We start from the raw sequence: 23676 nt of genomic DNA, 5'->3' as shown, positions 1-23676 counted from the left end.
GCGGATGCCTTTCCGCAGGTCAGAGCTTTGTTGAAGAGTTCAGGTTCAACGTGTGAGCGAGTGACGTAGCCGGTCCGCCCCCGCTTCCTCCGTACGGCCGGTCGCCCGACGACCCTACTAACGTCTATGTTAGTAACATCGTCGTTAGTGTCATGGGCGGAGGTCGGCGGACATGGCGGACTTTGTGGGCCGTCGCCAGGAGCTGGCGACGCTGGAGCGGGAGCTGCAGAAGGTGGCGGCCGGGGTCGGCGGGGAGCGGCCCGGTCGGTGCGTGATGTTGCGTGGGCGGCGCCGGGTGGGCAAGTCGCGACTGGTCGAGCGGTTCGCGGAGCGCTCCGGAGCCCCGTTCCTGTTCTATGCGGCGACCGGTGCGTCCCCCAGGGACGATCTGGCGCGGCTCGCCCGGGACGCCCGGGCGTCGACGCTGGCGTTGGCGGGCCTGGTGGCCGCAGCGCGACCGGAGAGCTGGGACGCCGCGTTCGACGTGCTGGCCGCGGCGCTGCCCGCCGACCGGGCGAGTGTGCTGGTCATCGACGAAGTGCCGTACCTGATGGATGCCGATGGCGCCTTTGAGGGGATGCTGCAACGGGCCTGGGACCGGGTGCTGGAGACCAAGCCGGTGCTGCTGGTCCTCATCGGCTCCGATCTGTCGATGATGGAGGCACTGAACAGCTATGGACGGCCCTTCCACCAGCGCGGCCGGGAGATGGTACTGGGACCGCTGAACCCCGCCGAGGTGGGGCAGATGCTCGGGTTGGAGCCGGCGGAAGCCTTCGACGCCGCGCTGGTCACCGGCGGGCTGCCGCTGATCTGCGCGGAGTGGCCGCGGGGTGCCGGGCTGTGGGACTTTCTCGGCGACTCGCTGAGCGACCCGGTCTCGGCCCTGCTGGTGTCGGCCGAGCGTTCGCTGGCTGCCGAATTTCCCCCGCAGGCTCAGGCGCGTACGGTGCTGGCGGCCATCGGCAGCGGTGAGCGGACCTTCACCAACATCGCCCGTGCAGCCGGCGGAATCGGGGCCACGCCGCTGCAGCGGGCGCTGGAACTGCTCACGGACAAGCGGACCGTCGCCGCGGAGCTGCCCGTGTCGCTGCGTCCGTCGAAGGACCGCCGCTACCGGGTGACAGATCCCTACCTGCGGTTCTGGCTGCATCTGCTCGGCCCCTCCATGGAGGAGATCGAGCGGGGGCGGGGCGATCTGACCCTCGCGCGGATCCGGGAGAACTGGACCAGCTGGCGCGGCCGCGCCGTCGAGCCCCTGGTCCGCGAGGCCCTGGCCCGGATACTGCCTGACGATCGGCTGCCCGCGGCACCCGTAGTGGGCGGCTACTGGACCCGCACGAACGACGTCGAGATCGATGTCGTCGGGGCGGATCGCGCCCCCATTGCCAAGGAGCTGCTCTTCGTCGGCTCCATCAAGTGGCTGGAGCAGTCACCCTTCGACCGGCACGACTTGGCCGCTCTTCACCGACACCGGGCCGCCCTCACCGACGAACCTGTTCCAGTCATGGCGGTTTCCCGCAGCGGAGTCGATTCTCCGGGGCTTGAGGCCGCCTACGGTCCACGCGATCTGCTGAGCGCCTGGCCCCTGTGAGCGGCCCGGTTCTCCGGCCCGGCGTGCGAGCCGGGGCGCCGGGGAGCCCGCTGTCCCCCCTCCCGCGCCCCCTGCCCGTACGGCCTCAGAACCCCCGCCGTACCCCGCCGTCCACCGACAGCATCACCCCGGTGATGTACGAAGCCGCCGGTGACAGCATGAACGCGCCCGCGCGGCCGAATTCCTGCGGGCCCCGTAGCGGCGGAGCGGGATCGCGGACTCGTTGGCGGCGCGCTGTGCGGCGGGGTCGGGGGAGAGGCCGACCAGTTCGCGCATGCGGTCCGTGCCGATCCGGCCCGGGAGCACGCCGAAGACGCGGATTCCGCGGGGGCCCAGCTCGTCCGCGAGGGACTTGGCGAAGCCGGCGAGTCCGGGGCGCAGGCCGTTGGAGATGGCCATGCCGGGGGTCGGTTCGTGTGCCGTGATGGACAGGACGAGGCCGATCGCGCAGCCTACCCGGGCAGGCGACGTCGAGGGCGGTGAGGTGGTCGGCCAGTACGTCGCTGAACTCCCTTGATTCCGGGACCATTCGGCTCAGCAGGTCGCGCAGGGCGAGGCCCTCGGGCGTGAAGGCGTGGAACAGGTAGGTCTGCGCGCGGCTGTGCTCCATCAGCTGCTCGCCGACCGGGTGGCGGTCGGTGTGGTAGCTGTCCAGCAGTCCGTCCGAGGCCCAGCCGTCGATCGTCGCGGCCAGTTTCCAGCCGAGGTTGAAGGCGTCCTGGAAACCGACGTTCATGCCGACTCCGCCGGTGGGGTAGTGCTGGTGGGCGGCGTCGCCGGCGAGTACGACGCGGCCACGCCGGTAGTGGGTGGCGAGGCGGGTGGCGTTGCCGTGGCGGGAGAGCCAGGACGGGTCGCGCATGCCGAAGTCGTCGCCGGCGATGTCGACGACCTTCTGGCGCAGTTCCTCCAGCGTGAAGTCGCCGGGCCACGCGGTGGTCGCGCTGTCGGGGCTGGTGCCGGCGATGCGCCACCGGTTGTCGGGCAGCGGCACGACCATCAGGCCGCCGCGCTCGGTGAAGCGGTTGAAGCCGGGCGCCGGCGGGTTGTCGAAGAGCACGTCGCCGATCCAGCCGAGGTGGTGGGAGTCCGTGCCGGGGAAGCCGATGCCGGCCGCCTCGCGCACGGTGCTCCGGCCGCCGTCGCAGCCCGCGAGGTATTCGGTCCGGATCTCGTGCGGCCCCTGCGGCCCCTCCACCTGGACGGTCACCGAGTCCGGGTGCTCGGTGAGGCCCGTGACGTGGTGGCCGCGCCGGATGTCGGCGCCGAGTCCGAGGGCGTACTCCTCGAAGAGCGCCTCGGTGCGGGCCTGGGGGATGAAGAGGGTGTAGGGGAACGGGGTGTCGAGGACGGAGAAGTCGAGCCGGTTGGCCAGGTTGGCGAAGTGGCCGGGGGAGATCTTCAGGCTCTCGTCGAGGAAGCGCTGGTGGATTCCGCGCGAGGCCAGTACCTCGATGCCGCGCGGGTGCACGGTGAGCGCCTTGGAGCGCCGGTCGATGTCGGTGCGCGTCTCCAGGACGGTGACGGCGATGTCGTTGAGCCGCAGTTCGGCGGCGAGCCAGAGCCCGACGGGTCCGCCTCCGGCGATGACGACCTGCTGTGTTTCCACGGGACCACCCACTTCTTGGTCGCTGACCAATAATTGCGAGTGAAGTAAAGTAGGTCGGTGACCAATAGGCAACAGAGCGACCGGCTGGATCCGGCCACGGTGGTTCGCGCGGGACTGGACCTCCTGGACGAGAAGGGCCTCGACGCGGTGTCCACCCGGGCGGTCGCCGACCGGCTCGGCGTACGCATCAACACCGTGCAGTGGCATGTGAAGACCAAGGCCCGGATGCTGGACCTGATGGCGGACGCCGTACTCGGCGAGATCCCGTTTACCGACCTGCCCGCCGACCCCGCCGAACGGGCCCGCGAACTGGCCCGGCGCTTCCGTCGCGGCCTGCTCTCCCACCGCGACGGCGCAGCCCTGGTGGTCGGCACCTACCCCGCCGAACCGGGCACCCTCGCCTTCGCGGAGGCCCTGGTGGAGGCGCTGCTCGCGTGCGGGCTGGAGGACCGTGAGGCCGCGTGGACCTCGTGGGCGGTCATCTACTTCGCCCTCGGCCTCACCCAGGAGGAGCAGGCCGTCGACCACCGTCCCCTGGGCGACATCCTGGCCCGTGCGATCTCCGCGACGACGCACCCCGCCCTGCACCGCGTGGCCGGACATCTCGCGCCGGGGTCCTTCGACGAGCGGTTCGAGTTCGGGGTGGCGGCGATTCTCGCGGGACGGTGAGGAGAGCCGATCAGTGAGGAGTGGCGGTCACCGCAGGGTCTTCAGAGCACTCTCGGCCGCGGCCAGGACCGTGCGGGTCTGGAGCTCCACCTGGTCGCGCACCGGCACCCGGCGCACCCGCAGGGCCCGCTCGAAGTCCGTGCACCACGTGGTGCAGAGCTCGTCCAGTTCGCGGTGCAGCCCCGGGGCGGCCGGGTCCTCCGCCGCCTCCAGAAGCCGTAGCAGAAGGCCCGCCGCGCGGACGGGCTGGCGGCGGGCCACGATGTTCAGGGCCGAGACCTCGGCGGTCGTCAGGTGGCGCGGATCGCCCGGGTGCGACGCGGCGGCGGCCTGCCGGGCGAGTGGTGTCCAGGAGTCGGCGACCATGGCGTAGAGGCCGTCGGCCATCCACTCCAGCACGCGTCTGAGCGGGTCGTCCTGGGCCGGCGCCAGGAATCCGCGCGCCTTGTCGAGGGTGGCGGTCACCCGCCGTCCGCCGTCCAGCACCAGTTCGGCCAGCTCGCGCAGGGCGAGGTCGGCCGCCGGGTACGGGGTCCTGTCGGCGGCCAGGTCCGTTGCCCACATGGGGACTTCGACGATCGCGGTGACGCCGCCGTAGCGCAGGGGCGCGCACCAGGTGGAAAGTCCGATGTTCTCCGACCCGGCCGCCAGCCGGCCCGTGCTGTCCGGCGGGGGCAGGACGTAGACGGCGGGGCTCGGGTTCTCCCAGTACAGGGCGTCGTACGTGCCGTACTGGAGCGGGATGCCGAGTTCGTCGGCGGATGTGCGGAAGGGGTCGGCCAGTTCGGGCAGGTCACGGGTCAACTGGACCCAGCTGCCGCCCACATCGGTGCTGTGCAGTGAGCACTGGAGGAACGGCCGCAGCCCGTCGATGAGTTGGAACAGCGCGCGGCTCTCCGGGAGCGGGTGCGAGACGATCGGGGCCCACTCGGGCTGCTCCGCGGCGACCGGGCGGAACGCGGTGCGGTAGTAACTCTTCAGGGTGGAAGCGGAGTTGCTGCTCAGGGCCGCGCCGTCCGGGTCCAGGCACAGCACGATGTCCCAGGTGACGAGGGCGGGATCGGTCGCCGCCGACAGCCGCTCGCCGCGGGCGATCCGCTCCGCCAGCGTGAGCGCGGTCGCGCCGCCCACCGGCTCGTCGGGGTGCGGTCCCGCGACCACCAGGACATGGCGCGGCCCGTGTCCCACGGACAGCATCAGGATCGGACGGCCCGCGCGGGACGACCCGATCCGGCGCAGCCGGGCGGTCTCCGGAAACCGGGAGGCCAGCAGCCGTGCCGACTCGGTGACCTCCGCGACCGTGGGGTAGCGGTCCATCGGGCCCGGCGGGTCGGCCGCCGCCCCCCACGCTCTCGCCGCCATGTCGTGTCCTTCCGGTGGACGCTGTGGCACTCACGGTTGGCATGCTCCTGCCAGCGTTTGCGTACGGGGTGACCGTTGTCAACGACTGCTCCCGCCGATTCTTCGAAACATTCGCTCGAAACATTCGGACATTCGGGAAGGGGATTCACCATGTATGTGGTGTGCGTCTTCTCGCTGATCTCACCTGCCAATATGTCGGCGAATATTTCGTATCCAGCACCGAAACTATTGACAGTTGACAGGGACGTACCAACACTGACGCGGCATGGACCACACACCCGCACGCACGACAAACCGCTTACGACTGTCCATCAGCGGCGCCTGCGCCCTGCTGCTGGCGCTCCTCGCGGCGATGACCCTGCCCGGCACCGCGAGTGCCGCGACGGTGATCACCACGAACCAGACCGGCACCAACAACGGCTACTACTACTCGTTCTGGACCGACTCCCAGGGCACGGTCTCCATGACCCTCAACTCCGGGGGCAACTACAGCACCACGTGGAGCAACACCGGCAACTTCGTGGCCGGCAAGGGCTGGAGCACCGGCGCCCGCCGGAGCGTGACGTACTCGGGCACCTTCAACCCGTCCGGCAACGGCTACCTGTCGCTCTACGGATGGACGTCGAACCCGCTCGTCGAGTACTACATCGTCGACAACTGGGGCACCTACCGGCCCACGGGAACGTACAAGGGCACCGTCACCAGTGACGGCGGCACCTACGACATCTACAAGACCACGCGGTACAACGCCCCCTCGGTGGAGGGCACGAAGACCTTCGACCAGTACTGGAGCGTCCGGCAGACGAAGCGCACCGGCGGCACCATCACCACCGGCAACCACTTCGACGCCTGGGCCCGCGCCGGAATGCCGCTGGGCAGCTTCAGCTACTACATGATCCTCGCGACCGAGGGCTACCAGAGCAGCGGGAACTCCAACATCACGGTGGGCTGAACCAGTTCGGGAGGACACTTCACATGAAGTCCGTACCGCACTTCTCGTTACGATCCCGGTCGGCCACGCCGGCCGCCACGCTCGCCGTCGCCGCCCTGGTCGTCGCGGGCACCCTCGCCGTCGGCGCCGACACCCCGGCGCAGGCCGCCACTTGCAGCGGCTACGTCGGGCTCACCTTCGACGACGGCCCGTCGGGCAACACCCCCGCACTCCTCAACGCGCTGAAGCAGAACGGCCTTCGGGCCACGACGTTCAACGAGGGCCAGTTCGCGGCCACCTACCCGACGCAGGTCAAGGCGGAGGTCGCCGCCGGGATGTGGGTCGGCAACCACAGCTACACCCACCCGCACCTCACCCAGCAGACCCAGGCGACGATCGACTCGGAGATCTCCCGGACCCAGCAGGCCATCGCGGCCGCGGGCGGCGGCACGCCCAGACTCTTCCGCCCGCCGTACGGCGAGACCAACGCCACGGTGAAGACCGTGGCGGCCAAGTACGGTCTGACAGAGATCATTTGGGACGTCGACTCGCAGGACTGGAACGGCGCGAGCACCGACGCGATCGTCGCGGCGGCCGGCCGCCTCACCGCCGGCCAGATCATCCTGATGCACGACTGGCCGGCCAACACGGTCGCGGCGATCCCGCGCATCGCGCAGGGGCTGGCCGCTCGGGGGCTGTGCGCGGGGATGATCTCGCCGCAGACCGGCCGCGCCGTGGCACCCCAATAGCGGCGCCGACTGTGCCGTGAACCGACCCCGCCCTAGGGCGCGGGCGGAGCGAGGGCCGTGGTGATCTCGGGAGTGACCGGGTGTCCGGCGAGGACGTGGCGGACGGCGTCGATCGGGACGGGGCGCTCGTAGTAGTCCTCGAAGTGGGCCCGGACGGTCTCGGGGGAGCGGTCGGTGAGGAGGTGGAAGAGGTAGTCGGAGCCGTCGGGGTGCTCATTGCCAGCGGGGAATGCGATGGCCGGGCCAGCGCGCCAGGCGGTGTCGCCGGTCTCGCGCCACAGGCAGGCGGTGATCGCGTAGCCGCTGATGCCCGTGTCGTGGAAGGCGGGATCGTCCAGGAGCGGGCGCAGCGCGGCGGGTATGTCGTCGACGACGCCGGGCCAGACCTCCCCGTCGTCCGTCCCGTACGGGCTCATCTCCGACTCGTGGTCGAAGCCGAGTACGAGCACGCCGGCCGGGGTGAACAGGACGGAGAACTCGTCCCCCGAGCCGTTGTCCATCCGGGCCGCCTCCTCCCCGGGGCCCCACTCCGCGTGGAAGGTGTACTGGCAGAACTCGGGGCCGTCGCCCATCGTGCTGTCCAGGACGGCCAACGCGCGCAGATGGACGCGGAGTTCGGCGGGGTCGGGGAGGAGGGTGGCGGTGTCGTGCACGGTGCTCATGACGTCATGGAAGCAGCCGCCACTGACAATCCGGTGCCACGGCTATGCGGCGAGCCCGGCAGTGCGATACCGGCGTCCGCCAGAAGTCGCCGCTCCTCGGCCGTGAACGTCGGCCCGTCGAGCTGTGGCCGCAGCGGCCCCAGCAGTGCCGCCGTGAGGACGCCCGGCCGGAGCAGCGTCGTGCCCGGGGACTGGAGGGCCAGGACCTCCGTCATCGCCGTTGCCACGTGGTACGAGCCGGTGGCGGTGCGGGAGAGGCGGCTGACGTAGCGCTGCAGGAGTCGGTCGGCCGGACCCGCGGTCCCGCCCGTTGTGGTCGCGTAGTGGATGTCCTGGCCCGCGGCGAGGCTCCAGGCGAGTTCGACGGGCCCGGCGATGGCCCGCTGGGCCGCGCGGGACAGGCCCTTGCCGAGCCCCAGGGAGGACAGTCGGGTGCGCAGGGCCACGGCGCCCAGGGCCGCCACCGACATGCCGTGGCCGTACACCGGGTTGAACGCGGCCACCGAGTCGCCGAGGGCGACCAGGCCCTCCGGCCAGGACTTGAGGCGTTCGTAGTAGTACCGGCGGTTGACCGTGCTGTGGGTCATGGCGACCTCGGTGAGCGGTTCCGCGTGTGCCAGGAGGTCGGCGACGAGCGGGTGGCGGAGCGTGCGGGCGTAGTTCTCGAACTCGGCCGCGTCGCGCGAGGGTTGGCCGCCCGGGGTGCCCATCAGGCTGACGTGCCAGCGGCCGTCCTCGATCGGGACGATGCCGCCCGCACGGCCGGGTTCGCCGCTCCGGGGGTCGGCCTGGATGCTGATCAGGGGCCAGTTCCGGGTGGCGACGGGGGCGCGGTAGATGCGGCTGGCGTAGGCCGTGCCGGAGTCGATGCGGGCCTCGGCCGGGGCGGGGACGCCCAGTTCGGCCAGCCAGTGCGGAGTGCGCGCCGCCCTTCCGGAGGCGTCGACGACCAGGTCCGCGGCCAGTTCGCTCTCGGTGCCGTCGGCCGCGCTCAGCCGTACCCCGGTGACCCGGCGCGAACTCCCCAGCAGGGCGGTGACCTTGGTGTGGGGACGTACGCGGATCCGCGGGTCCTTCAGCACCTGTCGGCGTACGACGGAGTCGGTGAGGTCCCGGCTCGCGGCGATCAGGTAGTGGCTGTCCCGCTTCCAGCGGCGGTACCAGCCCTCGGGGGAGAACAGGACCATGTCGGTCGTCATGGGTACGCGGTTGGCACCCGCGGCGAGCAGTTCGGCGACCGCGCCGGGCAGCAGGTCGTCGATCGCGTCCGCGCCTCCCGACAACAGGACGTGGAAATGCGCCGCCTGGGGTACGCCCGGGCGGGATTCGGGGCCCTCGGGCAACTCGTGCGCCTCGATGATCTCGACGCTGTCCACGTGGTCCCGGACGGCCGCTGCGGCGAGCATGCCGGCGAGACTTCCTCCGACGACCACGGCACGGGTCGACGTCCGCGACACCTGGGGAAGCCGTTGCGGCGATTCACTCATGAGGGGAAGATAACAAGCCCAATTTGCCTGCCACAGATGGTAGTTGGGCCGCCATTCCGCCCCTCGCGTCACGCGCCGTCGAGGAGCGAGGCGAGGCCTCGGTCGAGGGACGGTCCCACGGCCTCCCGGCCCGGTTCGGTCACCCGGTAGGTGCGGCGCAGGAAGTGGTGCAGGGCGACCGTGTCGAAGCGGATCATCGCGATGCCCTCCGCCGAATGGAACTCGACCGCCGTGTGGGCGGGGCCGTACGGCCTGATGTGCACGTTGCCCATCCCGGCGGGGGTGTCGAGACCCTCCTCCAGCAGTGCCCGCGCGAAGGTCCACGTCACCTTCTTGCCGTCGAGCGATATCCAGGCGGGGAACAGGAGTTGGACGGCGAAGGGGTCGCCGGAGGAGTAGCGAAGCGTGACCGTCACGGCCAACTCCTGGTCGTCGGCGATCAGGCGGGCGCCGGTGGGCTGTTCCAGGGTGATGGGGCTCATGGGCGGTCTCCGATTCGGGCGGGGCGGCGGCCGTTGTGCCGACACACCCTCCTTGATCACGCGGAGAGGGCTTTGATTACGCCATCACGGAAAGCAATTTATGTGACCTGTATCACCTTGGGGAACGGCTGCAACTTTAATTGAAAGTTTTGCCATCTAGGGTACAAACCCTTGTCCCCGCCCCACTGGCAACTGGAGCGTTGCTGCCATGAACGACGGCCCCACTGCGGCGTACGCCCGGATCTACGAGGAGCAGCAGCCGCGCCTCGTCGCCTACGCCCGCTCGCTCACCCGTAACACCTGGGTTGCCGAAGACCTCGTCGCCGAGGCGCACTTCAGGGTGTGGCGCAGGCTGTCCGCCGGGCACGAGATCGACAACGTTCCGGCGTACCTCATGACCACGGTGAAGCATCTCGCGAGCGCCGCCGGGACCGCCGTACGCGAGACGCCGCGGGATCCGCAGGCCGACGAACGGACCGTTGCCGATCCCGTGCGGCTCCACGGGGACGATCCGGCCGAGCAGGTGTCCTCGACGGACCTGCTGGTCAGGGTTCTTGAGCAGTTGCCCGAGCGCTGGGTGAAGGCGCTGTGGCTGGCCGAGGCGGAGGGGTTGCCGCTGGCGGCGATAGGACCCCAGCTCGGCACCAAGCAGGGGGCCACGGCCGTACTGCTGCACCGAGCGCGGGAGGGCATGCGGCAGGCGTTCCTGCGCGCCCAGACCGGTGCCCCGGACGATCCCGCGTGCCAGGTGCACTGGGCCCGGATGCCCGCGTATGTGCGCGGCGGCGCCACCGAGCGGCAGTCCGAACGGCTGCTCGGCCATGTGGACGGGTGCGACGACTGCCGGGCCCGGCTCGCGGCCCTGATGCGCGCCAACGACCGGCTGCCCGCGCTCGTTGCACCGGCCCTGCTGGTGTTCGTGCTCGGAGGCGCGGGCAAGTTCCTGCTGGCCTTCGGCGCGGGGTCCGCAGGTGCGGTCACCTCGGTGGGCGGGCACGGCGGCGGAATTCTGCACGGCGTACGGCACGCGGCGGCCGGCGCCTCCAAGACGCAGGTGGGGGCGGCGGTCGGCGCGGCCGTCGCGGGCGCCGTCGCGGTGATCGTCGTCCTCGGCGGCGGCGACTCCGCCGAGGTCCCGGTGGCGAAGGGGCCGGTGGTCGAAGTCCCGGTCTCCCAGGCGCCGGTGGCCTCGCAGCCGGGGTCGGGGTCGGGGAAGCCCGCGAAGGCGCCGAGCATCGGCTCCACGACGTCGGCACCGGACGGGTCCGCAACCGCCGTGCCTCCGGCCGTACTTGGTGACAGCGGACCCGGGACGGTCGCGATACCGGTGGGTGACAGCAGCCCAACACCCGTTCCTACGGCTCCGGTTGAGACGCCGATTCCTACGCCCACGCCTGTACCCACGCCGCCGGAGACTCCCGAGCCGACGCCGACTCCACCGGCTGCCACGGATCCGGAGCCGACTCCCACATACCCGGCTCCGAGCGATCCCGTGAAGGAGCCCCCGGAGCCCACGACTCCGGAGCCCACGACCCCTTCCGTACCGTCACCGGAACCCTCCGGGGAAGCCCCGACTCCCCCCGCCCCCAAGCCCGTTGAGACCCCGGGTGGTGGTGACCGCCCCTGCGACCGGGCGGCCGAGGTGGATCAGCCGATCGCGTAGGCGCGGTAGACCGTCTCCGTCGACGTGCCGCCGGCGGAGTCGGTCACCTGCGAGCGCAGGGCGACCGCGCCGGACGCCGGGTTGTGCACGGCGGCCTTCCAGGAGGACCCGGAGCGGGTGACCGAGACGGACTTCCAGGTCCTGCCGCCGTCCGAAGACGCCCAGACCTTCAGGGACTTGACCGTCGACTTGGTGAACCTGACGTCGGGGCCCTGGGATCCGCGGCCCGCGCTGACGGTGACCGACGTGACGCTGTTCGCCTTCGCCCTGTTGCGGTTGTCGAGACCGGCCGGCAGGAAGCGGGTCATGAAGACGGGGGCGACCACCGATTTGGCCGGGTCGGCCTTGAACCGCCAGTCGAGCGTGACGCGCGACGACAGCATGCCGGACGGGAAGGTGATGCCCGGGCGGTAGCGGTGGGCGTCCACGGTCAGCCGGTAGGTACCGGCCGAGTGGATGCGGGCGGCGAACGAGGCGTCGGAGGAACCCCAGTTGGTCAGGGTCTGCTTCTTGACGGTGGTGCTCCCCTTGGACAGGACCACCGTCTCCTTCGTCGGGTCGGAGCCCCAGACACCCACGTCGGGGTCGCCGATCAGCGCGTCCGGGATGAAGTTCACGGACTTCTGCCAGACCGTCGGCAGGTAGTGCATGGGGCCCCACGCGGCCCGCCCGAACGACTGTGTGAAGCTCTGCCCGGCCTTCAGTGTCCTGGTCGCCGGGAAGCCGCCGCTGACGACATCGCCGTTGTCCGCGACCACGTCGCCGCGCGGCTGCCAGGTCCCGGGCGTCACATGGACGCTGGTGCTGTACGGTGCGCTGTCGTCGCGGACCTCGGAGTACAGGTCGGTCGTGCAGTCGTCGACCTTGGGCGCGGCCTGGAGGGCGGTGTCGACCTGACTGCCCATCTGCGTCCCGCCGTGCACGGAGAACCGCAGCGTCGCCAGTTGCGAGCGCTTGAACGAACCGCCGGGCGCGGCCGGGATACCGGTCGTCCTCTTGACCGCGACATAGCTGTCGGTGCCCGACCACTGCGCCATGTACGCGAACTGGAGCAGCTTGGAGGAGTTGGGGATGGCGTAGAGGGCCCCCGCGTCGTTCCAGCCGCCCGCGCTGTACGCGGAGGGCATGTCCATGCTGGCGGCGCACACCTGCGCGCTGATCCGGGCCGGCCCCGTCACATCGGCCGGGGTGTCCAGCGACACCTTCACGGCCTTGCCCTTACGGGCGTCCAGCGTCACGGACTTGGCCCCAGACACCGTCACGACCTGCGCGCCGATGGTGTCGGTGCCCAGACCGTCCGTGGCGCTCTCGTAGATGTCGGCCATCGCGAGGTACTTGCCCGAGGGCAGGCTGAGCCGCTTGCCGGACTTGACGGTGCGCCTCTCGCCCGACGACGCGTTGACCACGGTCACCGTCGTCGCCACCTTCGCGCCGTGCCGCCCCAGCGTGGTGACGGTCAGCGAGCCCGACGCCGCCTGCGCGGACGCGGCGGGAACGACCAGCGGCGCGAACAGGGCCACGCCGACGAAAGCGAACGGTATGCGTCTTGCACGTCCGAAACGACCTGCGTTCATGACTGCCCCCCAAGATCCAGACTCCCCAAAGGGGACTCATAGTAGCCACGCGCCTCACCCCCCGCTCCCGACCCCCCGGCAAGCCTCCGCGTACGCCCTCACCAGCGGCCGTCCGCCGTTCTCGCGCCGCCACGCGAGGGCGTACCGGCTCGGCGAAACACCGTGCACCGGACGGGTGGTGACCCCGCCGAGCGTGATCAGATGCGCGTTGCCCGCGGCCACCAGGCAGATGCCCAGACCGGCGGCCAACGCCTCGTACGTCTCCTCCGTGCTCGCGATCTCCGCCCCGATGCGCGGCGGACGGCCTCCGCGTTCGGTGAGGGCGAGCCAGTGGTCGCGCAGCGGGCCCGCGCTGGGCGGCAGGGCGAGGAACGGCTCGTCGAGAAGGTCCGCGAAGTCGACCTCGGCGCGGGCGGCCAGCGGATGGGAGTCGGGGAACGCGACCAGACGGGGCTCCTCGGCGACCACCGTCCAGTCGTAGCGCTCCGCGTCGGGCAGTGGCAGCCAGACGAAGGCGACGTTTGCGCCGCCGTCCGCGAGCCCCGCCGTCGGATCGTCCCAGCTCACCTGTCGAAGCCGTACGACCGCCTCCGGACGCGCGGCCGTGAACCGGGAGCGGATCGCGGGCAGCAGGCCGCCCCGGCCAGGGCTGGTGCTCATGCCGACCACCAGGGTGCTGCGTTCGGCCGCACTGACCTCCGCCAGCGCGGTCGCGCCCTCCGCCCAGAGGGCCAACACCCGCTCCGCGTACGGCAGCAGGACCGTCCCGGCGGCGGTGAGCGCCACGCCCTGCCGGTCGCGGCGGAACAGCTCGGCGCCCAACTGCCGCTCCAGCGCCCGGATCTGCTTGCTCAGCGCGGGCTGCGACACGTACAGCTTCTCGGCCGCGCGCGTGAAGTGCAGTTCCTCGGCGACCGCGACGAAGTAGCGCAGGTCCCGCACGTGGACGTCCATCGTCATAACCAACGGCTATCAGAGGAGGTCTTGGACGGGCAACGGGGGGCGGGAGCAGGCTGGTCCGCAGATGGCAACACGGATCTCAAAGGGAGACGTCATGAACAAGGTGTGGCTCGTGACCGGCGCCAGCAGCGGGTTCGGGCGGGCGATCGCCGAGGCCGCGCTCGCCGCCGGTGACGTGGTCGTCGGCGCTGCCCGGCGGACCGAGGCGCTGGACGACCTGGTGGCCGCGCGCCCCGACCAGTTGGAGGCGCTGCGGCTGGACGTCACTGACACGGGGGCGGCGGAGGCGGCCGTACGGGACGTGGTGGCGCGGCACGGGCGGATCGACGTCCTCGTCAACAACGCGGGCCGTACGCATGTCGGCGCCTTCGAGGAGACCACCGAGCAGGAGCTGCGGGACCTGTTCGACCTGCATGTCTTCGGGCCGGCCGCGCTCACGCGCGCGGTACTGCCGCACATGCGGGAGCGGCGCTCGGGGGCGATCGTGCAGATGAGCAGTATGGGCGGGCAGATGTCCTTCGCGGGCTTCTCGGCGTACAGCGGAACGAAGTTCGCGCTGGAGGGACTGTCCGAGGCGCTCGCCGACGAGGTCGCCGAGTTCGGCGTCAAGGTGCTGATCGTCGAACCGGGCGCCTTCCGGACCGCCCTCTTCGACACCAGCCGGGCCGGGGTCAGCGCCGACAGCGGTGTGTACGCCAAGGTGACCGAGACCCGCGGCTTCGTCTCCGGCGGTGACGGCGGCCAGGCCGGCGACCCCGCGAAGGCGGCGGCCCTCGTCCTCGCCGCCCTCGACGCCGAGGAGACCCCGCTGCGGCTGCCCCTGGGTGACGACGCGGTCGACGCCGTGCTCGGCCACCTCGACCAGGTGCGCGGCGACATCGCGGCCTGGGAGAAGCGGACCCGCGCGACCGGGTTCGACGCCTGACCGACGGCCGGGAAGCCTTGGCCCGTCCGCTCCCGTCCCCGTTGTCAGTGGTGGGTGCAACGATGGACGCACGACGGGACGCATGCGAGCGGGGGGTGACATGGAGGGGGAGTTTCCGCGCGGCGGGCGGCAGATCAGGGAGCTGTGCTCGCGGGGGACGCGGTTGTACGACGTGGCGCGCGCCCTGCGTGCCGACCACACCCGCGCCCTCGACACCGTCCGCTCCGCACTGGAACCGCTGCGGGCCGAACTCGTCGCCCAGGAGCTGGAGTCCATCCCGGTCGGCAGGCTGAAGGACGTCACCGAGGGGCGGCTGCGGCTCGGGGCCGTGGAGGCTGCGGGGCTCACCTCGGTGCGCGCGGTGCACGAGGCGAGCCGGTACGCGCTGCGACAGTTGCCCGGAGTGGGGCAGCAGACCGCGGACCGGGCGCTCGCCGCGGCCCGGCAGATCGCGAGGGCCGTCGGGGAGACCGTCTCCGTCCGCATCGATGTCGACGACCCCGAACCCCGCACCACCGCCCTGGTCGTCGCCCTTCAGCGGCTCGTCGAGGCGGGCCCCGAGCTGCGCCGCGCGCTGGACGCGGCCACCCGGCTCGACGAACGGCTCGGCGCGCTGCTGCCGTCGGCCCGGCCCGCCACCAGCAGGCTGCTGATGGCGCTCGCCGGCCGCCGCCGCAGGGCCGGCGCGCTCGCAGCGGTCGCCGAACTCCACGAACTCGTCGCCGACGCCACCGCCCGTGACGTGCCGCTGCTGATCGCCCAGGCCTCCACCGACCTGCTGCGCCCGCCGGTCTCCGACATCGAGGCCCTGGTCGACTTCGAGCTGCGGTCCGCCGAGTACTACAGCCAGCTCGCCGAGGTAGACGGCCAGCGGCCCGACCTCGCGGCGAGCGAGGGCTTCCTGCCCTCGGAGCTGGCCGAGCGCGTGCACGCCCAGCAGCTGGACGACACCCACCGCCGGGTTTCGCTGCGCGGGTACCAGTCGTTCGGCGCCCGCTTCGCCCTCGCCCAGCGCCGGGTCGTCCTCGGGGACGAGATGGGACTCGGCAAGACCATCCAGGCCATCGCCGTACTGGCCCATCTCGCGGCCGAGGGGCACAGTCACTTCCTTGTGGTCTGCCCGGCCGGAGTGCTCATCAACTGGACCCGGGAGATCGGCGCCCGCAGCACCCTGCGCGCCGTGCCCGTCCACGGCCCGGACCGGCAGGACGCCTACGGCGAGTGGCGCGAGCGCGGCGGAGTCGCGATCACGACCTTCGACACGCTGCACACCCTGCCGGCGCCGGAGGGCGGGAAGCCGGGGCGCCGCCGGCCCAGGGGCGAGGCACCGCCCGGCCCCACCCCTGGCATGCTCGTCGTCGACGAGGCCCACTACGTGAAGAACCCGGACACCCGCCGCACCAAGGCGGTAGCCCTGTGGACCGAGCGCTGCGACCGCGTGCTCTTCCTGACCGGCACGCCCATGGAGAACCACGTGGACGAGTTCCGCACCCTCGTCCGCCACCTCCGCCCCGAACTGCTGCCGGCGGTCCGCAACGGCACGGCGGCGGCCGGACCGCAGGCCTTCCGCAAGTCCGTCGCCCCCGCTTACCTCCGCCGCAACCAGGTGGACGTCCTCACCGAACTGCCCGCCCTGGTCCAGGTCGACGAGTGGGTGGAGCTCGGCGCCGCCGACCGCGAGGCCTACGACCGCGCGGTCGGCGCCGGGAACTTCATGGCGATGCGCCGGGCCGCCTACGCCGACGCCGAGAAGTCGGCGAAGCTGCAGCGCCTGCGGGAACTGGTCGCCGAGGCCGCGGAGAACGGCGTGAAGGTGGTGGTCTTCTCGTACTTCCGGGATGTACTGACCGCGGTCCGGCGCACACTGGACGGGCCCGGCACGCGGGTGACCGGGACGATCTCCGGGAGCGTCCCGGCCCTCCGCCGGCAGCAACTGGTCGACGACTTCACCCAGGCCGGCGGCCACGCCGTGCTGCTCGCCCAGATCAGCGCGGGCGGGGTCGGCCTCAACCTCCAGACCGCCTCCGTGGTCATCCTCTGCGAACCCCAGGTCAAGCCGACGGTGGAGCACCAGGCCGTGGCCCGCGTCCACCGCATGGGCCAGATACGCCCGGTCCAGGTGCACCGCATGCTCGCCACCGACAGCGTGGACGACCGGCTCCTGACCATCCTCAAGAACAAGGACCGCCTCTTCGACCGGTTCGCCCGCCGCAGCGACCTCGCGGACGCCACCCCGGACGCGGTCGACATATCGGACGCCGCCCTGGCCCGCCGCATAGTCGAGGAGGAACAGCAACGGCTGGCGGCCGAGGCCAACTGACCCTGCCCGTCACGGCAGTCGACCGTCACGATCGCACGTCGAGCTCGGCGAGAGCGGCACCCTTGCCGCCTCGCAGGGTGACGCGGGCGTACCGGGCGGGCGTCCCGTCCGGGGCGTGCCACGCGCGGTCGTCCGCCGAGACCTCGACGGTGTACGACCCCGGGCGCTTCGTCCACGTGGGCCGGACCGTCCCGACCCGCACCGGGCGGCCCAGGTCGACGGTGAGCGAGGCGCGGTCGGCGCCCGGGGACCAGGCGGTCGCGGGGCTGCCGTCCACGGCGGCCTCCGGGTAGCGGCCGGACTCCGAGGAGGTCGCCGTCGCCGGCCGGCAGCGGGCCAGGTCGGCGGTGGGGGTGAGGTCGGGGCGCCGGGTCTTCAGGGTGACCGTGCCGGAGAGGGTGCGACGACCCTCGGGGGTGTCCAGCACGAAGGGCGCCCCGGAGCGCAGCCGTACGGTCGTCGTCTTCGCACCGATCGCGATGTCGTACGTACGACCGCGCCAGCGCAGGCCCGACAGGCGTACCCCGTCCGAGAGCTGGGGCGGCAGGCTCGGGTCGAGGCGGAGGGCGTCGGGGCGCAGCCGCAGGCCGGTCAGGCCGTGGGTGAAGACCTGGAGGAAGCCCCCCTTGCCGGTGAGGAAGTCCTGCGCGGGGGAGCCGGCGAGGGGGTCGGACGCGCCCGCCCTGTCGCCCCGCGACTCCGAGAAGAGGGCGAACGGACCGCGCGCGAACGGCTGGTAGGCCCGCCGCAGATAGGTGTACGCCGCGCAGCCCGGCTCGCCGACGGCCGCCGCGTCGATCGCGTGGACGGCGTCGGTCATGGCGGGCCCGTCCGGGTCGGTGCGCTGGGCGTAGTAGTCGAGGGTGGCGGCCCCGGCCCCGGTCGGCATCGACCACTCCAGTGGGTAGATCAGCAGCACGGTGTCGGCCTGCTTGATCTGCGAGCCGTCGTAGCCGTCGTACTGGAGGAAGATCCTGCGTTTCGGGTCGTAGGGGATGCGCAGGTGGTTCGCGACGGTGAGCCAGCCGGCGGGGGCGGGCCGCCCCAGGTCGCGGGCCGCTTCGGTGGCGGCGCGGAGGGCGGTGGCGGCGACGGCGTTGGTGTAGACGGCGTCCCTGACACCGTTGCTGTACTCGTCGGGGCCCGCGACCTCCTTGATGGAGTAGGAGCCGTCGGTGTTCTTCGTGACCCGTGAAGTCCAGTACTGGGCAAGGCCGTTGAGGAGGGGCCAGCCCTCGGTGCGGAGCCAGGCGCGGTCGCCGGTGGCGAGGTAGTACTGCCGGGCGGCGAGGGCGATGTCGCCCTGGAGGTGGTTCTGGGTGAGGCAGTGCGGTGGCTGCCAGCTCTGGCACTCGTTCCACAGCAGACCGTGACTCGCGCTGGTCCACGGGAAGAACAGGCCCTTCACCGCGGTCTTCGCGGCGTTCTCGGCGGCGGCCGTGCGGGTGCGGTAGCGGTAGTCGAGGACCGGGCGGGCCAGTTCGGGGTGGGCCGCCAGCAGGGACGGGAACATCCAGGTCTCGGCGTCCCAGAAGATCATGCCCGCGTAGTTGTCGCTGGTCAGACCCGCGGGCGCGACGCTGTTCCGGGCGCCGGGGCGCAGCGCGGCCAGCAGCCCGTACTGGGCGGAACGGGCCCAGAGTTGCAGGTCCGGATGGCCCGGCACCTCGATGTCGGACGACCACAGCGCCCGCCACGCGGCACTGTGCGAGGCGAGCAGCGCGTCCCACCCGCGCCGCGCGGTCCGTCCGGCGGCGTCCTGGGCGGAGGCCCGGGGATCGCGCGAGGTGAGGGAGGTGTCGACGCCGACGTACTTGGTGGCGGTGTAGGTACGACCGGAGCGGACGGGCAGAACGGCCGTCTGGCTGGCGCTCAACTTCTCGCCCCTGGGGGCGCGTTGACGCCGTCCGGGCGCGTCAAGCACGGAGGCCAGCGCGCCGTCGACCCCGGTCCCGTCCGTGCGGAACGCGACGCCGATGGTGTGCGCGCCGGCCGGGCCGCCCGCCGTCTGCGTGACGCGGCGGGCGCCGCGGCCGTCGAGGCGGTCGGTGAGGGTGAGTTCGCCGTCCCAGTGCGGGGTCACCCGCAGGTGCACGGCGCCGGTGTGCTCGCTGTCGCGGGAGGCGAGGACGTCGTAGACCAGGTCGGTGCGGCGGCCGTCCTTCGTCGTCCAGGTGAGGGATGTGCGGACGTGGCCGCAGCGCAGGTCCAGGGTCTGACGGTACCGCGTGATCCGGCTGCCGCTCCCGTACGTCTCGGAGCCCGCCGTCACATCGAGGCCGGTCCAGGTCGGGAGGGCGGCGAGGGCCTCGCGCCCTGCGGTGTTCGCGGGGCCCCGGGCATAGAGGCCGGAGACGAACGCGCCGTCGTAGCGCGGGGTGTAGAGCGGCCAGCCCGTCTTCTCGCCGGACGCCGCGTAGCCCGCGCCGACGGGCGGGACCCGGGTGCCGAGATAGCCGTTGCCGACGTACGGGTGGTAGGTGTCGGCCGGGTCGATCCGGGTGGCCGAGGGCGCCCAGCCGCGCGCCCCGCAGCCCTCGCGGGGGAGGGGCGCGGCCGAGGCCGGGGGCAGGGGGAGGAGCAGGGCGGCGGCGAGGAGCGGGAGCAGCAGACGGGGTGGCTTGGTCACCGTTCGACGATGGGGTGCGCGGCGGGACGGCGACGGGAAGCGCGCGGGTGATTACCACGCACGGAGCGCACCCGGCCCCGGGCCCGCCCTACCCCTGGTACGGCTTGGGCTCGGTGACCCAGCCCGCCGTCAGGACGAGCCGCGACTCCCGGTGTACGGCGAGGAAGCCGAAGGGGCGGTCGAAGCGGGCCGTGACGACCGTGGTCGTGCAGCGGAGGTCGGGCCGGGCACCGCCGGGGGCGGACGCGACCGCGGTCACCGCTCCCGCGCGGAAGCCGAGCGCGCCGAACTGTGCCACCGCCGCCTGCTCGGCCTTCCCCACGGCCAGCGGGGCGGGGGTGATGCCGGGGAAGTGGCCGTCGCCGGTGTCCATGGCCGTGGTGAGCCCGAACAGGCCGTGCCGGTCGAGGAGATCGTGCCGCGCGCCCATGTCGTACGCCACCGTCGTCACGGACAGCTCCGGCGGCTGCGGTGTGGCGCACCGCTGTTGCTCGATGCGCAGGCCCGGTCCCACGTCGCCGTACGGGAGTCGGCCGCTGGGCACCACCGGGATCCGGCGGGCCAGAGTGGCCACGCCCGTGCCCAGCACCTGGCCGGGGGTCATCCGTTGTTCGCCGAGCAGGAGATGGACGTCGATGCCGTTGTCGCCGGGGACCTTCAGCTCGGTGACGTAGCCGTGCGGGCCGCCGGCCACGCCGGCCCGGTCGAGGCGGACACCGGTGCGGCGCAGACCCGCCAGCCGCCGCCCCTGCCAGGGCCCGGCGTCCGGGCTGACCGGCAACTCCTCGAAGGGGCGCGGCCATTCGGTGCGCAGCGCCAGCGCGCTCGCCAGCACCATCACCACGCCCGGGTCCAGGGCGATCGGCATCCGCTCGATCAGCCCGCCCGTCCGCTCGGCCGCCCACGCGTCCAACGCCCGCTGCCCGGCCGGGAGATCATCGGTGAGCACCCCGTGCGTGCCCGCGGGCAGCCCGGCGCGCCATTCCTCGCGCAGAGCCAACTCCCGCCTGGTCCACAGGCCGAGCGCGGAGTGCAGCCCGGGCATCGACCCCATCCCGGCCAGCAACTCCCGTGCGGCGGCGGCCGCTTGATCGGCGGGCAGGCCCACCGCGTCCGCGAGTTCCGCCCGCGCGGCGCCCCACGCCCCGTCGGTGAGGAACGCGAGCAGCGGCCACACTCCGGCCGCCGAGAACACCGTGCCGCCGGTCGCCGTGTCCGCCCAGCGTGCCGTCAGCCGGTTCACCGCTTCGACGGTCCCCCCGACCGCCGTGCCCTGAACCGCCGTCCCCTGGACCGCTCCCAATTCCGCCCCCGTCAGTGCCGTAGCGCAAGATCGCGCACGGGAAGGCTATCGTCGCCGCTCCGGCACCGGATGATCAGCCCTGGTCCTCGGGGAACGGCTCCGGGTCGGTCACCCATCCCGCCGCCAGCACCAGCCGTGAGTGGCGGTGCAGGGCGAGGAAGGCGAAGGGGCGGTCGAAGCGGGCGGTGACGGTGGTGGTCACGTGGCGGAGGTCGGGCAGGCCGACGGCGATGGCGTCGAGGGCCGTCACCGCCGCCGCGCGGAAGCCGAGCGCGCCGAACCTCGCCGTCGTGGCCTGCTCGGCCGACCCGATGGCCAGCGGGCAGGGGCTGATGCCGGAGAAGTGGCCGTGCGTGGCGTCCCGTGCCGTCGTGAGCCCGAACAGGCGGTGCAGGCGCAGCAGATCGTGCCGAGTGGTCAGGTCGTACGCCACCGTCGTCACGTCGAGGGTGGGCGGCTGCGGGCGGGTGCAGCGGGTCCGCTCCACGCGCAGGCCCGGTCCCGGGTCGCCGTAGGGGAGCCGGTCCCCGGGTACTACGGGATGACGACGGTCCAGGATTCCCACCCCCGCGCCCAGCACCTGGGCGGGTGTCATCCGCTCCTCCCCGAGCAGGAGGTGGACGTCGATCGCCGCGTCGCCCAGCACCTTCAGCTCGGTGACATGACCGTCCGGTGTGTCCGCCACGCCGATCCGGTCCAGGAGGACGGTCTCGCGCCGCAGCCCGAGCGGGACCCGGTCGCGCCAGTACGCGCTCTCCATCGGCACCTCGGTGAACGGCCGCAGCCACTCGGTGCGCAGGGCCAGCGCGCTCGCCAGCACCAGTTCGGTGGCGTCCGTCAGCGCGAGCGGCATGCGCTCGATCAGCCCGCCGGTGCGCTTCGCCGCCCACGCGTCCAGGGCCGCGCCGTCGACCGCGAGATCCCCGGTGAGCACTCCGTGCGCCTCGGCGGGCAGCCCCGCCGCCCACGCCTCGCGCAGCTCCACGGTCCGTTTCGTCCACAGCCCGAGCGCCGCGTCGACGCCCCGCATCGCGGCCAGCCCGGCCAGCAACTCCCGTGCGGCGGCGGCCGATTGGCCCGCGGGCAGTCCCACCGCGTCCGCCAGCTCCGCCCGCGCCGCGCCCTCGGCACCGTCCGCGAGGAGGGCCAGCAGCGGCCACACCCCGGCCGCCGAGAACACCGTGCCCCCGCAGGCGGCCCCGGCTCAGCGCGCGGTGAGTGCGTTCACCGCCCGGACCGTCGTCTTCGCAACCCGCATTCCGCCCCCGTTCACCTCGTGCTTAACATGCGCGAGTCGTACGTCAGTTCCGCACCTGAAGATCTCCGGCCCCGCAACCGAATCCCCCCGCCGAAGATCCCCCGCCTGAACCAGGAGCACGGTACCCGTGTCCATACCCCCGCCGCCGGAACCCCAAGGGCCGCCCACCCCGGACCCCGAGGGCCCCCAGGGCCAGCCCCCGGGCCCGGCTCCTTTCCCGCAGGCGCCCACCACCCCGTACAACCCGTACGCCCCGCCGCCGGAGGACGCCCACGGGACGGCGCAACCCCAACCCCCTTACGGGACACAGCCGCAGCCCCCGTACGCCCAGTACACCCCGTACCCCCAAGGTCCCCCGCCCCCCTACGCCCCCTACGGGCCCCAGCCCTACCAGACCTGGTCCCAGGGCTACAGCCCGTACAACAACCCCGCGCCCCTCAACGGCGTGTCCGTCGCCGCCCTGGTGCTCGGCATCCTCTGCTGCATTCCGGGCGTCGGTCTGGTCCTCGGGCTGATCGGGCTGAACCAGACGAAGAAGCGGGGCGAGCGCGGCCGGAGCATGGCGGTGGCCGGCATCGTGCTCTCGTCGTTCGGGCTGGTGCTGTGGGCGCTCGGGGTGGCCGGCGCCGCGACCGGCTTCTTCGACGACGTCGAGGTCGGCGGGGGGAACAGCGCGAGCGCCTCCCCCGGGAGGGGGCAGTGCTTCGACGCGCCCAGCGGTTCGCTGGAGGGCATGGCGTACGACTTCGACGTGGTGCCCTGCGCCGGCGAGCACGACGGCGAGGTGTTCGCCGTGGTGCGGCTGAGCGGCGACTCGTACCCGGGGGACAAGAAGGTCACGGCCACCGCGGACGACAGGTGCTACGCGCTCCAGGACTCCTACGCGATGGACGGCTGGGCAGTGCCCGACGACGTGGACATCTACTACGTCACCCCGACCGAGCAGAGCTGGAGTCTGGGCGACCGCGAGATCACCTGCGCGTTCGGCAACAAGGACGAGGAGGCGAGCCTGCCCGGCGGTTCGCTGCGCAACGACGCCACGACCCTCGACGCGGACCAGGTCGCATATCTGAAGGCGGCCCACGTCCTCAACGCGGCGCTGGACTCGGCGCCCGACGCGCAGTACGTCGAGGACGACCTGCCGGGGCACAGGGCCTGGGCGGGCCGGGTCTCGGCCGCGCTGACCCGGCAGGCCGATCTGCTGGACGGGCACCAGTGGCCGAGTGCCTCCGCGAAGCCGGTCGCCGACCTGGTCAAGGACCTGCGGGCGGCGCAGAAGCAGTGGGCGAAGGCGGCCGGGGCCTCCGACGCCGACGAGTTCTACGGGTACTACGACAAGGGCGCCGAGCTCATCGACCCCCATTTGTCGGTCACCGCCCGCAAGGCTCTGGGGCTTGCCACGACCCCGCCCCCGTACGACGAGAGCGACAGCGGCGGGGACAGCGAGGGAGGCGATACCGGTCTGGAGGTGTGACGGCTCCTATAGCGGGGAGAAACTGCCT

Annotated in this window: 17 protein-coding genes and 2 pseudogenes; 8 read left to right on the top strand and 11 right to left on the bottom strand. The window is 72.3% G+C overall.

What is annotated here, in order from left to right:
• Positions 1-172: 172 nt before the first annotated feature.
• Positions 173-1591, top strand: coding sequence for a DUF234 domain-containing protein (locus AB0I51_RS15995; protein WP_362975383.1), 1419 nt, complete (start codon positions 173-175; stop codon positions 1589-1591).
• 85 nt (positions 1592-1676) lie between these two features.
• On the opposite strand, the pseudogene AB0I51_RS15990 reads toward AB0I51_RS15995, so the two are convergent.
• Both AB0I51_RS15990 and AB0I51_RS15985 read right to left on the bottom strand, forming a co-directional pair.
• Positions 1677-2035, bottom strand: a pseudogene (locus AB0I51_RS15990) (SDR family oxidoreductase); the annotation flags it as partial.
• Positions 2036-2054: 19 nt separating this feature from the next.
• Positions 2055-3200, bottom strand: a pseudogene (locus AB0I51_RS15985) (FAD-dependent monooxygenase); the annotation flags it as partial.
• Between the two features lie 57 nt (positions 3201-3257).
• On the opposite strand from AB0I51_RS15985, the gene AB0I51_RS15980 reads away from it, so the two are divergent.
• The gene (locus tag AB0I51_RS15980; RefSeq protein ID WP_362975381.1) at positions 3258-3869 is read left to right on the top strand and encodes a TetR/AcrR family transcriptional regulator C-terminal domain-containing protein; all 612 of its coding nucleotides are present in this window, start codon (positions 3258-3260) and stop codon (positions 3867-3869) included.
• A gap of 27 nt (positions 3870-3896) precedes the next feature.
• On the opposite strand, the gene AB0I51_RS15975 is transcribed toward AB0I51_RS15980, so the two are convergent.
• Entirely contained in the window at positions 3897-5186 is a 1290-nt protein-coding gene (locus AB0I51_RS15975; RefSeq protein ID WP_362975621.1) for a M14 family zinc carboxypeptidase, read from the bottom strand.
• A 310-nt stretch (positions 5187-5496) separates the two neighbouring features.
• Here AB0I51_RS15975 and AB0I51_RS15970 point away from each other — a divergent pair, with 310 nt between their 5' ends.
• Positions 5497-6183, top strand: coding sequence for a glycoside hydrolase family 11 protein (locus AB0I51_RS15970; RefSeq protein ID WP_362975379.1), 687 nt, complete (start codon positions 5497-5499; stop codon positions 6181-6183).
• 23 nt (positions 6184-6206) lie between these two features.
• Positions 6207-6911, top strand: a complete 705-nt coding sequence (locus tag AB0I51_RS15965; protein WP_362975377.1) for a polysaccharide deacetylase family protein — start codon at positions 6207-6209, stop codon at positions 6909-6911.
• Between the two features lie 32 nt (positions 6912-6943).
• Here the strand turns inward: AB0I51_RS15965 and AB0I51_RS15960 are convergent, their stop codons facing one another.
• The 3 genes from AB0I51_RS15960 to AB0I51_RS15950 form a co-directional block, all read right to left on the bottom strand.
• Positions 6944-7573: a hypothetical protein gene (locus tag AB0I51_RS15960; protein WP_362975375.1), complete on the bottom strand. Its 630-nt coding sequence runs from the start codon at positions 7571-7573 to the stop codon at positions 6944-6946.
• Positions 7570-9060 (bottom strand): FAD-dependent oxidoreductase, encoded by a 1491-nt coding sequence (locus AB0I51_RS15955; RefSeq protein ID WP_362975373.1) that lies wholly within the window; start codon positions 9058-9060, stop codon positions 7570-7572. Before AB0I51_RS15955 ends, AB0I51_RS15960 begins: the two co-directional genes overlap by 4 nt.
• Positions 9061-9128: 68 nt before the next feature.
• Complete coding sequence (locus AB0I51_RS15950; protein WP_362975371.1) at positions 9129-9542, bottom strand: SsgA family sporulation/cell division regulator; 414 nt, start codon at positions 9540-9542, stop codon at positions 9129-9131.
• Positions 9543-9750: 208 nt separating this feature from the next.
• Between AB0I51_RS15950 and AB0I51_RS15945 the strand changes: the two genes are divergently transcribed.
• A complete protein-coding gene (locus AB0I51_RS15945; RefSeq protein WP_362975370.1) occupies positions 9751-11205 on the top strand; it encodes a sigma-70 family RNA polymerase sigma factor in 1455 nt (484 codons plus the stop codon).
• Here AB0I51_RS15945 and AB0I51_RS15940 read toward each other — a convergent pair.
• Both AB0I51_RS15940 and AB0I51_RS15935 read right to left on the bottom strand, forming a co-directional pair.
• A complete protein-coding gene (locus tag AB0I51_RS15940; protein ID WP_362975368.1) occupies positions 11190-12725 on the bottom strand; it encodes a hypothetical protein in 1536 nt (511 codons plus the stop codon). The two genes, AB0I51_RS15945 and AB0I51_RS15940, sit on opposite strands and share 16 nt — an antisense overlap.
• Positions 12726-12833: 108 nt before the next feature.
• Entirely contained in the window at positions 12834-13739 is a 906-nt protein-coding gene (locus AB0I51_RS15935; RefSeq protein WP_362975366.1) for a LysR family transcriptional regulator, read from the bottom strand.
• A gap of 94 nt (positions 13740-13833) precedes the next feature.
• Between AB0I51_RS15935 and AB0I51_RS15930 the strand changes: the two genes are divergently transcribed.
• Complete coding sequence (locus AB0I51_RS15930; protein ID WP_362975364.1) at positions 13834-14664, top strand: oxidoreductase; 831 nt, start codon at positions 13834-13836, stop codon at positions 14662-14664.
• Between the two features lie 82 nt (positions 14665-14746).
• A complete protein-coding gene (locus tag AB0I51_RS15925; RefSeq protein WP_362975362.1) occupies positions 14747-16984 on the top strand; it encodes a DEAD/DEAH box helicase in 2238 nt (745 codons plus the stop codon).
• 25 nt (positions 16985-17009) lie between these two features.
• On the opposite strand, the gene AB0I51_RS15920 is transcribed toward AB0I51_RS15925, so the two are convergent.
• The 3 genes from AB0I51_RS15920 to AB0I51_RS15910 all read right to left on the bottom strand — a co-directional run bounded on the left by AB0I51_RS15920 (position 17010) and on the right by AB0I51_RS15910 (position 22096).
• Entirely contained in the window at positions 17010-19613 is a 2604-nt protein-coding gene (locus tag AB0I51_RS15920) for a discoidin domain-containing protein (RefSeq protein WP_362975360.1), read from the bottom strand.
• 88 nt (positions 19614-19701) lie between these two features.
• Positions 19702-20856, bottom strand: coding sequence for a serpin family protein (locus AB0I51_RS15915; RefSeq protein ID WP_362975358.1), 1155 nt, complete (start codon positions 20854-20856; stop codon positions 19702-19704).
• Between the two features lie 133 nt (positions 20857-20989).
• Complete coding sequence (locus AB0I51_RS15910; protein WP_362975356.1) at positions 20990-22096, bottom strand: serpin family protein; 1107 nt, start codon at positions 22094-22096, stop codon at positions 20990-20992.
• A gap of 205 nt (positions 22097-22301) precedes the next feature.
• Here AB0I51_RS15910 and AB0I51_RS15905 point away from each other — a divergent pair, with 205 nt between their 5' ends.
• Entirely contained in the window at positions 22302-23648 is a 1347-nt protein-coding gene (locus AB0I51_RS15905) for a DUF4190 domain-containing protein (protein ID WP_362975354.1), read from the top strand.
• Positions 23649-23676 lie beyond the last annotated feature (28 nt).

Source organism: Streptomyces sp. NPDC050549, from assembly GCF_040655035.1.
Taxonomy (GTDB): domain Bacteria; phylum Actinomycetota; class Actinomycetes; order Streptomycetales; family Streptomycetaceae; genus Streptomyces.
The sequence above is the reverse complement of the archived record's forward strand: the minus strand, read 5'-3'. Positions and strand labels throughout refer to the sequence as shown.

Bases quoted from the DNA above. Each gene is read 5' to 3' on its own strand.
- AB0I51_RS15995 (WP_362975383.1), top strand. From the start codon at position 173: ATGGCGGACTTTGTGGGCCGTCGCCAGGAGCTGGCGACGCTGGAGCGG.
- AB0I51_RS15975 (WP_362975621.1), bottom strand. From the start codon at position 5,186: ATGGACCGCTACCCCACGGTCGCGGAGGTCACCGAGTCGGCACGGCTG.
- AB0I51_RS15970 (WP_362975379.1), top strand. From the start codon at position 5,497: ATGGACCACACACCCGCACGCACGACAAACCGCTTACGACTGTCCATC.
- AB0I51_RS15965 (WP_362975377.1), top strand. From the start codon at position 6,207: ATGAAGTCCGTACCGCACTTCTCGTTACGATCCCGGTCGGCCACGCCG.
- AB0I51_RS15960 (WP_362975375.1), bottom strand. From the start codon at position 7,573: ATGAGCACCGTGCACGACACCGCCACCCTCCTCCCCGACCCCGCCGAA.
- AB0I51_RS15955 (WP_362975373.1), bottom strand. From the start codon at position 9,060: ATGAGTGAATCGCCGCAACGGCTTCCCCAGGTGTCGCGGACGTCGACC.
- AB0I51_RS15950 (WP_362975371.1), bottom strand. From the start codon at position 9,542: ATGAGCCCCATCACCCTGGAACAGCCCACCGGCGCCCGCCTGATCGCC.
- AB0I51_RS15945 (WP_362975370.1), top strand. From the start codon at position 9,751: ATGAACGACGGCCCCACTGCGGCGTACGCCCGGATCTACGAGGAGCAG.
- AB0I51_RS15935 (WP_362975366.1), bottom strand. From the start codon at position 13,739: ATGACGATGGACGTCCACGTGCGGGACCTGCGCTACTTCGTCGCGGTC.
- AB0I51_RS15930 (WP_362975364.1), top strand. From the start codon at position 13,834: ATGAACAAGGTGTGGCTCGTGACCGGCGCCAGCAGCGGGTTCGGGCGG.
- AB0I51_RS15925 (WP_362975362.1), top strand. From the start codon at position 14,747: ATGCGAGCGGGGGGTGACATGGAGGGGGAGTTTCCGCGCGGCGGGCGG.